Annotated in this window: 11 protein-coding genes; 7 read left to right on the top strand and 4 right to left on the bottom strand. The window is 50.0% G+C overall.

What is annotated here, in order from left to right; all coding sequences use genetic code 11:
• Nucleotides 1-163 precede the first annotated feature (163 nt).
• The 3 genes from IQ260_RS16600 to IQ260_RS16590 all read left to right on the top strand — a co-directional run bounded on the left by IQ260_RS16600 (nt 164) and on the right by IQ260_RS16590 (nt 3,614).
• Complete coding sequence (locus IQ260_RS16600; protein ID WP_193994225.1) at nt 164-373, top strand: hypothetical protein; 210 nt, start codon at nt 164-166, stop codon at nt 371-373.
• Nucleotides 370-1,764, top strand: a complete 1,395-nt coding sequence (locus tag IQ260_RS16595; protein WP_193994224.1) for a hybrid sensor histidine kinase/response regulator — start codon at nt 370-372, stop codon at nt 1,762-1,764. Before IQ260_RS16600 ends, IQ260_RS16595 begins: the two co-directional genes overlap by 4 nt.
• Nucleotides 1,765-1,877: 113 nt before the next feature.
• The gene (locus IQ260_RS16590; RefSeq protein WP_193994223.1) at nt 1,878-3,614 is read left to right on the top strand and encodes a ShlB/FhaC/HecB family hemolysin secretion/activation protein; all 1,737 of its coding nucleotides are present in this window, start codon (nt 1,878-1,880) and stop codon (nt 3,612-3,614) included.
• Between the two features lie 20 nt (nt 3,615-3,634).
• Here the strand turns inward: IQ260_RS16590 and IQ260_RS16585 are convergent, their stop codons facing one another.
• On the bottom strand, nt 3,635-5,326 hold the full coding sequence (locus tag IQ260_RS16585; protein WP_193994222.1) for a GH3 auxin-responsive promoter family protein: 1,692 nt from the start codon (nt 5,324-5,326) through the stop codon (nt 3,635-3,637).
• Nucleotides 5,327-5,396: 70 nt separating this feature from the next.
• Between IQ260_RS16585 and IQ260_RS16580 the strand changes: the two genes are divergently transcribed.
• A complete protein-coding gene (locus IQ260_RS16580) occupies nt 5,397-5,921 on the top strand; it encodes a sterol desaturase family protein (protein ID WP_228016184.1) in 525 nt (174 codons plus the stop codon).
• A gap of 29 nt (nt 5,922-5,950) precedes the next feature.
• Here the strand turns inward: IQ260_RS16580 and IQ260_RS16575 are convergent, their stop codons facing one another.
• Nucleotides 5,951-6,670: an aspartyl/asparaginyl beta-hydroxylase domain-containing protein gene (locus IQ260_RS16575; protein ID WP_193994220.1), complete on the bottom strand. Its 720-nt coding sequence runs from the start codon at nt 6,668-6,670 to the stop codon at nt 5,951-5,953.
• A gap of 136 nt (nt 6,671-6,806) precedes the next feature.
• Between IQ260_RS16575 and IQ260_RS16570 the strand changes: the two genes are divergently transcribed.
• Nucleotides 6,807-7,253 carry a hypothetical protein gene (locus tag IQ260_RS16570; RefSeq protein WP_193994219.1) on the top strand — a complete coding sequence of 149 codons (447 nt, stop codon included), beginning with the start codon at nt 6,807-6,809 and terminating at the stop codon, nt 7,251-7,253.
• Nucleotides 7,254-7,273: 20 nt separating this feature from the next.
• Here the strand turns inward: IQ260_RS16570 and IQ260_RS16565 are convergent, their stop codons facing one another.
• Complete coding sequence (locus IQ260_RS16565; RefSeq protein WP_193994218.1) at nt 7,274-11,017, bottom strand: DUF4347 domain-containing protein; 3,744 nt, start codon at nt 11,015-11,017, stop codon at nt 7,274-7,276.
• A gap of 338 nt (nt 11,018-11,355) precedes the next feature.
• Complete coding sequence (locus IQ260_RS16560; protein WP_193994217.1) at nt 11,356-12,255, bottom strand: LysR family transcriptional regulator; 900 nt, start codon at nt 12,253-12,255, stop codon at nt 11,356-11,358.
• 402 nt (nt 12,256-12,657) lie between these two features.
• On the opposite strand from IQ260_RS16560, the gene IQ260_RS16555 reads away from it, so the two are divergent.
• Together IQ260_RS16555 and IQ260_RS16550 are read left to right on the top strand one after the other, a co-directional pair.
• Nucleotides 12,658-13,368: a pirin family protein gene (locus IQ260_RS16555; RefSeq protein ID WP_193994216.1), complete on the top strand. Its 711-nt coding sequence runs from the start codon at nt 12,658-12,660 to the stop codon at nt 13,366-13,368.
• A 171-nt stretch (nt 13,369-13,539) separates the two neighbouring features.
• A complete protein-coding gene (locus IQ260_RS16550; protein WP_193994215.1) occupies nt 13,540-13,965 on the top strand; it encodes a hypothetical protein in 426 nt (141 codons plus the stop codon).
• Nucleotides 13,966-14,072: the final 107 nt, after the last annotated feature.

Raw genomic sequence — 14,072 nt, 5'->3', positions numbered from 1 at the left:
TTGACTCGTAGGATTTGGGCTTCCCGGTCTTGGATCGTCATAGGTAGGCATCCAGTATGGCTGTAAATCCCTACTTTGAACTATTTGAGACGATACCAAGCTATGGCGAAAAATTAGTGACACTAACCCCCCGACTATAGGCAGTGAGCCTAGCTTACCAGCGATGATTTCTCTGCCTATCTTAGATAACCTTTACCACCTGGCTATGATGGGGGATATTCAGGGTATTGAACAGACGCTCAAGGAGATTGCTGTGACAGATGCCTCAGCCCAAGGGTTAGTCGATAAACTATACACATTGGCGGCTAATTTCCAAATTAAACAGATACAGCATCTGCTCCTTGCTCATATATCCCTTAAAAAACGCCCATGAATGTCTCCTCAGATGCCCCAGTACGCATCTTGCTTGTGGATGATAATCCCACCAATCTGAAGGTACTATCTGATGCACTGCGGAGCAATGATTGGACTACGCTGGTGGCCACCGATGGAGCATCCGCCATTGAGCAGGCCCGGTATGCTCAGCCCAATTTAATTTTGCTGGATATCATGATGCCAGGGATTGATGGGTTTGAGACCTGCCGCCGATTAAAAGCTCAACTGGAAACCCAGACAATACCGGTCATGTTTATGACGGCTCTGACAGATTCTGACCATAAAGTCCAGGGGTTAGAAATCGGAGCAGTAGACTACATTACCAAACCTTTCCAGCAAAAAGAGGTGCTGGCTCGTGTAAAACTCCACTTACGGCTCAGTCTACTAACACAACAGTTAGAAGCAAAAAATATAGTACTGACCCAGGAGATTGCTAACAAAACTAAAGCAGAATCTCGACTACAGCAGCTGACCCAGGAACTTGAGCATCGGGTACAAGAGCGTACAGTTGAGCTGACAGACTCTCTAGCGCAGTTGCAACGGGCGCAGCTACAGCTAGTCCAGAGTGAAAAAATGTCAGCCTTGGGGAATCTGGTGGCGGGTGTAGCCCATGAACTCAACAACCCCATCAGTTTTTTACAGGGAAATTTAGAGCCCATCCGAGACTATATTCATGATCTGTTGAAACTGATTGATCTGTATCAGCAAACATTTCCTGAGCCGGGGCAGGTCATTAAAGATGAGATTAAATCGATTGAGCTCATCTTTTTACGCCAAGACATAGAAAAGATTTTGGGCTCTTGGTCTTCTGGTATGGAGCGTATCCATAATATTAGTATTAGCTTAAGAAACTTTTCTCGGGCGGACAAAGAACATAAGGTTCTCTTTAATGTCCACGACGGTCTTAATAGCACCCTACTAATTTTAAAGCATCGTCTTAAGGCCAATACCCATCGAGCAGAGATCCATGTGCAGAAACATTATCAACCTATTCCTGAGATTGAATGTTTTGCAGGGCAGCTCAACCAGGTCTTTATGAATTTGTTGGCGAATGCCATTGATACCCTGGATGATATGGGTCAAACCCTAACGCCTGAAACGGATGTATCCCGTCTCAATGTGATTACTGTCAAAACTGGTTTAGCCGATGACGAAAGTAAGATTTTAATTACGATTGAGGACAATGGTGCGGGTATTGATGATGAGATCAAACCACGAATTTTTGATCACTTATTTACAACTAAAGATGTGGGTCGCGGCACAGGCCTCGGTTTAGCCATTGTTCGACAGATTGTGGTGGAGAAACATGGGGGCTCCATTGAGGTTACGTCTACCCCAGGCCAAGGAACCTGTTTTACCCTAGTTCTACCGATTAAGGGCACTGCGTGACTGAATTTACTAGTTTTATGACGTCTCTGTTAACTTAGTAGACCGTACACGCAAAAGATCATATGTTGAAGAGCGTGCATCTTGGCCATATGGCATTTTGATCGGACTATGGCATGATAGACAAAAATTTATTAGCTAAGGTTTTGTTTGGTTTAGGGCAGTGCGTTTTTTTGCTGCTCTATCCGGCCCTTAGCCAAAGAGCGACAGCCGTTCTGATGGCCCAGGCGTCGCCGATTTCTCCTGATACCCCTCCTGAGCCTGCACTCCCTGAGGATCTACTACCCCCTCTCCCCCCACCTGAGGAGCTGCTTTCTCCTGATGAGTCACCTGCACCAGAGAATGACCTCGGCGAAGGTGATGCTACATTTTACGTGGCTGATATCCAAATTGTAGGTAGCACGGTATTTGAGTCGACAGATTGGACCGATTTGGTTGAACCGTACCGCAATCGTCAGATCAGCTTTAATGATCTCTTGCAGCTGCGTTCGGAGATTACCCAACGGTATGTAGATGCGGGCTATCTGACATCGGGAGCGCTGATTCCGCCCCAAACCGTTGTGGATGACACCATCATTATTCAGGTGATCGAAGGAGAGCTGGAGGACATTATTGTCAATGGCACCCGTCGTTTAGACACGGCTTATATTCGCAGCCGTGTGGGTCTGGTGGCTCAGCCGCCGCTCAATGTCGATGAACTTTTGGCAGGTTTGCAGCGCTTACAGCTAGATCCGCTGATTGATACGGTGTCTGCTGATTTACAGGCTGGAGTCAGACCAGGGACGAGTTTACTGGTAATAGAGGTGGTAGAGGCGGACTCGTTTGCTGTGAATACGGGACTAGCGAATAGCCGCTCCCCTAATATCGGCGGTACCCAGGTCACCCTTGGCGTTGAGGAAGGGAACCTATTTGGGATTGGCGATCGGATTACGCTCAACTACAAGCATACCGAGGGCAGCGATGGCGTAGATTTTAGCTATACGCTACCGGTTAGCCCCAATAATGACATGCTGCGGGTGGCCGCTGGCTACTCTGATAGTCGGGTGATCAATTCTGCCTTTTCGGTGCTCGATATTTCATCCGATAGTGCTTATTATGAGCTGGGTTATCGGCGTCCGCTGGTGGAAACGCCCACCCAGGCAGCAGCCCTGGGACTGACGCTGTCCCATCAGTCCAGTCAAACCCGTTTAGGGCTAGATGATATTGGTCCATTTCCCCTATCTCCCGGTGCCGATGAAAATGGCCGGACTCGCATCAGTGCGCTGCGGTTTTCGCAGGAGTGGACCCAGCGCAGTCAGCGTCATGTACTGGCGTTGCGATCGCAATTCAACCTAGGCTTAGATCTGCTGGATGCCACCATCAATGACGATGCTCCCGACAGCCGATTTTTTTCCTGGCGGGGCCAGGGGCAGTGGGTCAAGCAGTTAGGCAAACCCGGTCGGCTGTTTTTCCTGCGGGGAGATCTGCAAATCGCGGCTGACGACCTGCTCTCCCAAGAAGAGTTTAGTTTGGGTGGGGGGCAAAGCATCCGTGGCTATCGCCAGGATGCCCTCAGGCGCGACAGTGGTGCCCTGCTGTCGGCAGAGCTGCGCTGGCCCATTGCTCGGGTGCCTGAATGGGATGGCCTATTGCAGATTACCCCCTTTATCGACATGGGCACGGTCTGGAACCATAACGGCAATAATCCTGGCACTGATACCTTGGTAGGAACCGGATTTGGCCTCCTCTGGCAGCAGAGTGATAACCTAACTGCTCGGGTGGATTGGGGGATTCCCCTGGTGGACCTAGATACGGATGACAGCGGGTTACAGGACAGCGGTATCCATTTTTCGATCCAGTATGTGCCGTTTTAGAATGCCGTTTTAACGGACATCTATCGGCGGACCTGGCGGGTGATGGTAAGACCGTCTAGGAGGGTGCGATCGCAGCTAATGTGAGACAGTTTCACCTGGGCATCATCAGAGACCCCTGGCTTTAGGCGGCGCTGACGCAGTTGTTTAAAGCTGCCTGGGGCCAAAATGTTGAGCTGCGGTGCGATGATATCGTTTTTCTTGCGCTTGAGGGCGTAGGACTCATTCGCCGCTTGCATCTGGTGATCAAATGCCGCTAAAAACTGTTCCGGATGCGGCAGCATTGTCTCACCAGCTAGCTCAATGTTGAGGACATAAAAGGGGTCCACCAGAGACTCTGAGAGGGTGACACAAAAGTCTTCAATCATAAAACCTTTAAGCGTTGGCTGTTCCTGGAGTGCAGCCATTACTTGCACCACATGGTACTCGGTTGTCTTTTCTGAAATTGCCGAGAGTGTTCCCCCCTGGCGATAGCGAAAAACAATGACAGGCACCCCGTGGCGCATCTCAATCACCTGGACCACATCGCCAATGTCATACCGACAAAAGCCTGAGTAGTTGGTGACGAGCACTCGATAATATTCACCCACGTCTAACTGGTGTGGCAACAACGTTTTTGGGTTGTCTTTCTCCCACTGGTCGGGGGCAATAAACTCAAAGAAGTTGGTTTTTAGTGCCAAAATCGCCCCGTCATTATCGAGCTGGTAGTAGCTGCCAAATACCGCTTCTGAAGACGAATAGGTGCCGCCAAAAATAGGGGTGTTGCCAAAGTATTCGCTAAAACGCTCAAAGTAAAAATCCGACGGTCCTCCTCGGGCAGTAATCAAAAAGACCAGGTGGGGCCAGACGTGGCGAGGTAATAAGCGACCGTGGTTCTCCAACAGCGTCTGTAGCTGTTTGGCCCTTTGCATTTGGGGCGATAGCCCAGACTGTAGTTTTTGCCGTAGAGCCGGGTCTAGGGCGATGTTCTGGGAAATCTTACCTCGACCAATATCGTCCACCAGGCTGGGGCCAAATCGCTCCAGATAGGCACACAGCTGCAGCATAATCAATGGAAAATTAGCCGCCAGATAAGCTAAGCGCTCTTGCCGGAGACCAAACAGTAAACAAACATAGTTTCGAGCGGCTGTATCGCTGACTAGCAGAGCGTCATAGGGCTGGATAAACAGCTGCTGAAACACAAATGATGGGGTGCTTCTGAGCTGATTACCGCTGACGTGGCCATAGGTGATGTTGCCTGGATCGGTTTGGCCTAGGGGCGTAATCAGTGTGGTGAGTAGCAGCTGACCGACAGCATGCCCCATGTCCTGAGCTTGTGCAAAGGCATACCCCATGGCGACTTGGTTAGCATAGGCGCGGGTTTGCTCTACTTTTTTAGTAATGGGCACGAGTTTACGGCTACCGGTAGAGCCACTACTCATGTTAAAAACCTGAACCGGCAGGGGTGATACGACGTTTGCCTCTCCAGCGGCGGCTCGTTCAAAGTACGGGGCATAGTCGTCGTAGCGCCATTGGGGGACCTGCTGTCGAAAGTCCTCAAGGGTGCTGACCTGGTCTAGATTGAGTGCCTGTCCAAGCGCTGTGTCTTGATGCTCCTTGAGCAGCGTTTGGAGAAATCTGGCCTGGATAGCGCTGCCTTGGGGGAGCTGCCGGGTAAATCTCCGCTGCTGCCACTGGGCCGCCATTGCAAACACAGATAAAACTGGCTGAACCATAAGTTACTTCACAATCTGTAATTTTTTCACAATAATAGGATGAAGCGGTAGTCTTATTTGGCTCTGACCTATGTTTGCCCGCGCATTTTCCTCCGTGGAGTTACCTATGCCCCAGTCTGTCGTATTTGCCATTAGCTTTGTCGCCGCGTTTGTATTTGCCAGTTTTGTCGAATACTGGCTACATCGGCTGATGCATGTTTCTGCCAAAGTGGGTCAGCGCCACCGCGATCACCATCGTCGCAACGAAGGTCAGGGGGTGTTGTGGGAGTTTCGAGACTATGTGTTGGGCAGTGCGATCGCAATGGCCATTCCCTTTATCTTTTCCTTGATTGTTGGTCTAGGCTGGGCCAGCGGAGCCATCGTTTATGCGGCTTTTTCCGCCTATGCGCACCAGCTCCAGCACGAAAACCCCCGCAAGTGTTTCTGGATGAAAATGCCTGTCCACTATGTCCACCACAAATACGGTATGTGGAACCATAACTTTGGCCTGGGCGTAGACTGGTGGGACCATCTCTTTGGTACCTACAAGCCTGTCGAGTGGCCTGCAGAAGATGATATTCCTGCAGCTTCAATGCTGGCGGTACGCTGGTGGTAAGGGGGGGTGAGGTGCGTTGCGAACGCACCCTACCGTAGGTTGGCCTGAGCCTGCTTTACCTGAGGTGATCGGGTCAGCAGCTGGGACACCGCCCCATTGACCCAGGACAGCGGAAAGCTAAAAGGCCGTTCAATATCCAAAAACAACACCACGCGGTAACCCTCGGTGTCGTTCCAGACCTCATGATAGTAGGTATCATCAAAAATCAGGCTCTTACCCTCTTCCCAGTGGGTAATGACGTTATCCACCCGAATGCGACAGGCTTCTTTGGGCTCGGGTACCCGCAGCCCCAGATGATAGCGAATCAATCCCTTGTGCTTGCCCCGGTGTTCAGGAATGTGTTTACCCGGTGCCAGGATAGAAAAGAACGCCACCTTTAAGCCTGGAATATCCTTTAGCAGTGCCCACGTTTGTGGACACTGCTCGCAGTTTTTAGTCGCCACAAAGCCAAACGCACAGAAGTAATAGGTTTTCCACTTGTTATCGGGGCTGATCCGATTTTGGCGGGGCATCACGTCCTGAAAGCTAGGCAAAGTCTGCACATCGCTCAGCACCTGATCTAGTTCCTGGCGAATCACAGTCCAGTTTTTTTCCAAACTGGCCGCCCAGGGAAATATATCTGGTGGAAAAATCGGTGCATTGCCCAAAGGCGATGAGTTTCCTAACCAGGTTTCAAACCGTCGGTACCAGGGGCGATCAAAAATTGGATGAATCGGAGTGTCTGGACTTTGGGGCGGAGTGAATTGCATGAATAACGCGATACATTAAGGCAATCTAAAAACCAATCTAAAAACCGGGCAAAACCCTTAGTTCCAATCGGTGTAAAGATATATAGTATCTGGTTAGGTCCTAATCCCAGCATGCTCCCCTAAACCCCCATTGACCATGAAACCGTTTTTGTTTTCCCTCCTTGGCACCTTGGCCGTTTGTGTTGGCCCCTCTGTTAGTCCGGCACTGGCCCAGGTGATTCCTGCTGAAGATACCCCTGAAGTGGCCACCACCGTGAATCAGGATGGCTACTCGGTGATGCTGGGGGACAGCGTTGACCGCATGGAGTTAGAGTGTCGCGCCTATATGGCTGTGAGCTTCCCCAACGGCATTATCGATCCGGCCTATCTTCGCGAAGATCTAGAGGCCACCTTTCTAGAAGCCGGACGTCGGGGCGGTGTTGCGCCGGATACTCTGTATGACTCTAGCGAAATCATTGCCAACCGCGTGGGTGAACTGATGGAACTCAGCGGTCGCGCGGCTGACATCGAGTCGGGTCTAAAACTGCAGTTTCTCTACGAAGAAATGGAAGAATTTGTTTGCGAACGCCTCGCCAAAGGGTAGATGCGATCGCACTGAGTCATCTAGATTTCGATGATGCCCCTAAAGACATTCCCCGTCGTACTGGTAGAGTCATCATCCCATTGGCGAGTAGCCCCAAAGTTCATCACACCAAAGTCCTGGTCACCCCCAAAGTTGTTAGGCTCTCCGGGAGCCCAGTTGGTATAGGTCACCGCCTCGCCACTCACCCAGCGATACTGGCCTTCGATTTGACGGTCAGTCAAACCAATCCAAAACCGTTCAGTACCACCAAAGGTTTGCTTCAGCCAGGTCTCTTCAGCCGCATCATTAATGGTCACCAAATTGCCCCCCAGGCTTTCAGCCTCCGCCTGGGCCTGTTCCCAACTCTTAAGCCCATTCGTCACAACGTAAGTATTGCCGTTATAGGTATTGGTGGTGGGCGGAGTATTGTCCGGTTCCCACCGCAGAATACTACCGGAAACTAAGTTGACGCCGTACAGTTTGCCATCGGGTCCCATTTTCATATCCACCACAAACTGGGCACCGGAATCAAATACCTGAACGTTGGTGACCTGGCGATTGTTATCTAACGTTGCCGCATAGAGGGTGCCATTATTAACATCCCCAAACATGAGGGTATTGCTGTTGTAAAAGTCACCCACTGTAATGGCATTGGCATTGTCGGGAGCCCCATGGCTCCGGGGGAGGAGAGGTAGTACGGCGGCCGCATCGCCTGGATTGTTACGATTACCATTGTTATAGAATGCGATCGCTTGGGCTAAATTGCGGTAACCGCCCGTCGGGTTGGGACCTTCTATATAGGGCCAGCCAAAGTTAGAGCCAGCGGGGCCTGTATTGATCTCCTCAAAGGAGTTCCAACCCACATCCCCGATAACGGGTAGATTAGTGATCGGATCAAACGCAAACCGGAATGGATTACGCAGGCCAGAGTAAAAGACTTTGGACTGGTTACTATCACCATCACCGTTATAAAACGGGTTGGTGGCTACGCCTTCGCCAGTAATCGGATCAATGCGCAGCAGCTTACCCGATAGGTTATTGACATCTTGAACCCTCACGGTGCGAGGATCCACAAAGTTGTAGGATGTCCCATCGCCGTTAGTCAGGTATAGATAGCCATCAGCCCCAAATTCTAAATCCCCAATGGAATGGGATTCACTATCGGTGGCTAAGTAGTCTCGAATGTTTTGATTTTGAAGACCGGGGCGATTGGGGTCATTGTCTTGAGTCCCGATTTCTATTTCACTGGCAGGTGCAGTAATGGTTGTGCCATTGACGATACCGGAGGGGGCAATAGAGTTGTTACCTGTACTGTTTCCAGTGGGACTGCTGGTGTACTCCCAGGTGCTGTTGGTCCCGGCCATTACCACTAAACTGTTGGGATCAGCCACCATAGTATTGGGGTTAACAGTAACACGGACCATGCGCGATGGACGGTTACCATTTCCGTCAGGTCCGCCTAAGCCAGTTCTGCCCGCTGTCTCCGGTGGATCATAGGTGTAGAGCAGGTACACATAGGGATTGCTGAGAAATTCAGGGTGAATGGCCAGTCCTAAAAGACCGCGATCGCGAGTGCCATTAACCTGATCAGAAATATTAATCAGAGGTGTTGAGCGCAGTACACCATTATCAACCACCTTAACCAGGCCGCCCTTCTCGGCAACTAACATGTAACGACCATCCGGTGTCCAATCTAGGGTGGTGGGCTGAACAAATCCAGTAACTGCCGTTGTCCGGGCTAAGTTACCCAGCTCTAGATCGTTATCGAGAATGGATATCGTAGTTGTTAACTGGGCACCTAAGTTAGCATTAGTGGCACCATCTAGGGTAAGGGTAAATGTCTCATTCGCTTCGACAAAGACATCGTCTAAGATAGAAATAGCAACCGTCTGGGAGGTTTGACCCACTGCAAAATTGATGGTACCAGAGGCTGTTCCACCGTAATCTTGCCCCAGGGTAGCCGTACCATCGTTAATAGTGTAAGTAGCAGATGCAGCCGTATCGATATTGCCACTACGTTGGACGCTCACTGTTGCCACACCGTTGGATTCTGCCACATTGAGCGTAGCCTGACTCAGGGAGATTGTGGCAGCAACATCGTCATCTAAAATGGTCACCAGCTTTGTGCGTGGTGCCCCTAGGGTATTCTCTCCATTAGGGTTTTGGAGACCAATGGCAAAGGTCTCATTACCTTCACTAAGGGTGTCATTAATGATGGTAATGGTGAACGAAGCCTCAGTCGCTCCAGGGGCAAAAACAATTTGTCCAGTATTCGGTCGTCCATCAAAGGTAGGCCGAATAAAGTCCACATCTCCTGTAGCAGAATTTTCACCCAGTTCATTCAAGGTATATTCCACGGTGGCTTGAGCCTGGCTGCCCCCCGTGCGCACAGCGGTGACAGTGGCCACCCCCGCCGCCTCATTCACAAAGACGGTATTACTATCTTTTAAGGCAAATGTGGAAACCTCCGGCGGTGGCGTGTCCCCATCTACAAATTCAATGCCGTTGGTAATGTCTGCCCCATTGGTATTAAAGACATCGGCTACCAGTTCACCGTTACTGGGAGAGCCTTTGTAGATCCAGGTATTGTTGCCAACCGTCTGGAAGGAATAGTCAGCGGCCACACCATTGAGCCGAATTAGATCTTCTCCCAGCATAAAATCAAGGATATCAGCATAGTCACTAAACTGAACCTTGTCATAGAAACCGCCCGTTTCATCACCCAGAACAAAGACATCCGCCCCTGCATTCCCTCTGAGAGAATCAATACCGCCCAGCCCCTTTAAGGTGTCATCCCCCGCTGCCCCCTCTAGCAGGCCGTCACTGCCTGCTGTGCCCAAGATAGTATCGCCAGGCGTGGGCGGCGGCGGTGGGGGTGGCGGCGTATCCCCATCTACAAATTCAATGCTACCGGTGATATCTGCACCATTGGTATTAAAGATATCCGCCACCAGTTCACCGTTGCTGGCGTCTCCCTTATAGATCCAGGTGTTGTTACCCACTGTTTGGAAGGTGTAGTTACCAAGCACCCCGTTGAGCTGAATCTGATCTTCTCCGATAGTAAAGTCAAGGATATCGGCATAGTCACTAAAACCAGCCTGGTCATAGTCACCGCCGTTTTCATCACCCAGGACAAAGAGATCGACACCGCCATTACCTCTGAGTGCATCAATGCCGCCCAGACCCTTCAGGATGTCATCTCCTGCAGTACCCTCGAGCAGACCGTCAGCATCCGCAGTGCCCTCAATAACCTTGAGCTGCCCTTGGTAAGACGCTTGAGTAGCCGGGTCTACCGCTATGGCCGCTTCAATACTACCAATGCTTCTCTCCAGGTCCCAGTTTCCATCTAAGCTGGTGTGACCTGTAATATCATCAGAAGCCGCCACATCTGCCTGGGTGAGCTGACTAATCTGCTGAATAAATTGATCACCACCAGCGGCAAGGTTGCACCCATAGAACAACAAATCACCATTGGGCGATAGGGCCTTGCCCCAGGCCGCCAACTCATCTTCGTACTCACTTAGGTTAGCTTGGGAAAAATAGCCGTTGGCAAACTGCAGGGCATTCTCGCTACCGTGGGAGAAGATGTGAACACTCTCTAAATTTTGATACTGACCCAATGTCTGGGTGATTTGCTCAATGGCACTGGTTTGAGCATTTAACAAAAAGACTTTATCTGCCTGTAGCCCCTGAATGAGGGTATCGGACTGGCTAACATCACTATCGACAAAGGCAATGGAGCTAGTCCCAGAGGGGTCTGGGATAAGAGTTGTATTTGCAGACATACTTTTAAAAAACAGTGTTAATTGTTTGAGGCTTAAATGAAGAGATGAATTCTGAAGACAGCACTAAATGACTCCATCGCAACTAACGGAGTTGGTAAATTACGTGTGTAAAGCAGATAAAGAGCGATGCAGAAGCTACGGCATCACCATAAAATGTGTCCCCAAAGACAGAAAGCTCTCAAGTTGTTCTCAGTATATTCTCAGGCACTGATCCTGACTATGAGATTTATATGAATCTAAAGCTTGATATATAAAGGATATATCTATCAAGATAAATTGTTTTGGAGTTGGTAAATCATGGTTATTCGGAGTTAACCAATCTGAATCAGCACAACCAGCTACAGGCTAAAAAGCTTCTCAAAACGTTCCTGTAAAAACGTTGTTAACAACTGTACCTTTGTCGACAAATGTCGATTAGTGGGATACATTATCCATAGAGACAATGCCTGGGGCCGACAATCTACCAAAATCTCTTGTAGACTGCCCTGTTCTAAACTCTGTTGAACAATAAATTCCGGCAATAACACAATTCCCAACCCCCGGATGGCGGCATCCCTCAGCACCTCCCCATTGTTAGAGCACATCACCCCATTAACCACAACTCTGCTCTCCCCGGCAGGCCCCTCCAACAACCACTCATGCCGACCCGCTAGCTCCCCATAGGCTAAACAGCTGTGGTGACTCAATTCCTCGACTGACCGAGGCATACCACGGTGTTGTAAATAACTTGGGGCCGCACACAGCAAACGACTGAGCTGGGCTAACTCATGGACCACCAAACGCGGTGACGTCTCCGGCTGAGCAATCCGCACGGTGAGGTCAAACCCTTCTGCCACCGGATCCACAAACCGATCCTCTAGGGTAAGCTGCACCTGCACGCCAGGATATTGAACCATAAACTCCGCTAGTACCGGACCCAAATGCAAGGTACCAAAGGTCATCGGAGCATTTATCCGTAATGGCCCCACCGGTTCAACTTGAGCCTGAGAAACCGCTAATTCTGCTTCCTCCAGATCTGTCAAAATACTCAAACAGCGTTCATAAAACGCCATGCCTGTTGCGGTTGGCGTCACCCGCCGGGTACTGCGCTGCAGCAGCCGCACCCCCAGCTCCGTCTCTAAGGTAATCACCAGTTTATTGACCGCTGAACGAGACAGGCCCATAAGCCGCGCCGCAGCGGCAAAACCATTGGCTTCTACCACCTGTACAAAGGCCTGCATGGCCGCAAACTTATCCACACTGCTTAGTCCTTTGACTGAACTACTACCTAAGGGATCTGCGGCTAAATAATGTACCCGATCAACCCGGTTTCGACTTCGCTCAACCTTCTAGCTTCGAGAGTTGAGCGGAGTCGAAACTCGATCTACGAGCATTTCATTTTTGAGCCAACCCCTAAAAACAGAGAAACTAATACAATCCATATCCTTCAACGTTATTAGTAGAGGACTGAGCGGAGTCGTTCGCGAAGCGTTTCCCACGGAAATAGTCCGGCTCAAGTGGAGTTTATTTGCTCCCTGCTTCTAGCTTCATTGTTGCCTATTTAAGGACAGTCTGTATATTAAATTGCCTATTGTCGTTTTATAGATTGCAATCCATAATTAAATCATGCCCATCCAATAGAACTAACGGGAGGTAAAACCATGATCACCATTCGTTCTGCATCAGCAAGGGGCAACGCTAATTTTGGTTGGCTTGACAGCCACCACACATTTTCATTTGGCAGTTATTACGATCCGGCCCATATGGGGTTTGGCAGTCTGCGGGTGATCAATGAAGATAAAGTTGCTCCAGGACAGGGGTTCCCCACCCATAGTCATCGAGATATGGAGATTATTTCCTATGTTATTGAGGGTGCTCTGGAGCATCAGGACAGCATGGGCAATGGTTCCATCATCCGTCCGGGAGATGTGCAGCGGATGTCTGCGGGCACCGGCATCAGCCACAGCGAGTACAATGCCTCAAAAGAGAATCCGGTACACTTTCTCCAGATTTGGGTGCTGCCTGAAAAACAGGGTATAGAGCCGGGATATGAACAGACCTATGTTGGCCCTGAAGAGAAGCAAGGGAAATTACGTCTTGTCGGTTCTCGCAGTGGTCGTGACGGCTCTGTTACTATTCATCAGGATATCAATCTCTATGCGGCTCGACTGAGTGCCAATGAGCACATTGATTACACAATTCAGGCCAATCGGGCTGTATGGATACAGGTAGTTCGCGGGGGTATTTCCCTGAATGAGCATTTTCTCAGTGCTGGTGATGGAGCTGCCGTGACAGCATCCGAAGTACTGGTGCTAACAGGACGCTCAGACGACGCTGAGATTCTGTTGTTTGATATGGCTGATCAGACATAGCTTGCTCAGCATAAATGCCAGTGGACGGTTTAGTATCAAACACCATGGCTTCTTTGAAGCTGAGGAGAATACGATAAGGGAGTGGGTTGGGGTTTACACCTCAGCCCTTCCGTAGATGCAGCAGCTAATCGCAGTGTTATCCTAGCTGAGCTGACTTTTGGGAATATAGCCGTGACGCTCCGTATATTGTTGGCCTCATTTTTCTGTGGACTTTTTATGGTGCCCGTAGCCCAGGCACAGATGGCAAATGTACCAAATTTTGATACTAACGGTGACTTTCTCTCCGCGAGAGTACAGGGTAATCGGGGCACCTATCCTCACTGGCAATGGGTAGTCGTTGAGACGGATGCAGCCGGGCTCAACTGTCGTACCGCCAATGGCGTTGTTGCTGTAACCTTGGCCTATGGAGCGGTTGTTGATTCCGTCTTTGACACAGAGGATGCTATTGAACTAGTGGATGGCCAGCCTTGGTTGAAAGTAACTGCAAATGTATTTGATTTAAACCGTCGAGTTGTTGGTGAAAGGGCTGTATCTTACAGCTGTTACGTACGCGCAAATACCCAGTACATAGCGCCTGTGAATCCAGATACCCGGTGAACCTCCCATAATCAGAGCGAGTGCCCATCTTCGAGCGGTTTTATTCTGTTATGAATCTTTGATATTTCGGTTTTCCTCACCGATCATTTGAGGTGTGGGTAACATAT

Origin of the sequence: Leptolyngbya cf. ectocarpi LEGE 11479 (assembly GCF_015207065.1) — a bacterium.
GTDB lineage: Bacteria > Cyanobacteriota > Cyanobacteriia > Phormidesmidales > Phormidesmidaceae > Leptothoe > Leptothoe ectocarpi.
The sequence above is the reverse complement of the archived record's forward strand: the minus strand, read 5'-3'. Positions and strand labels throughout refer to the sequence as shown.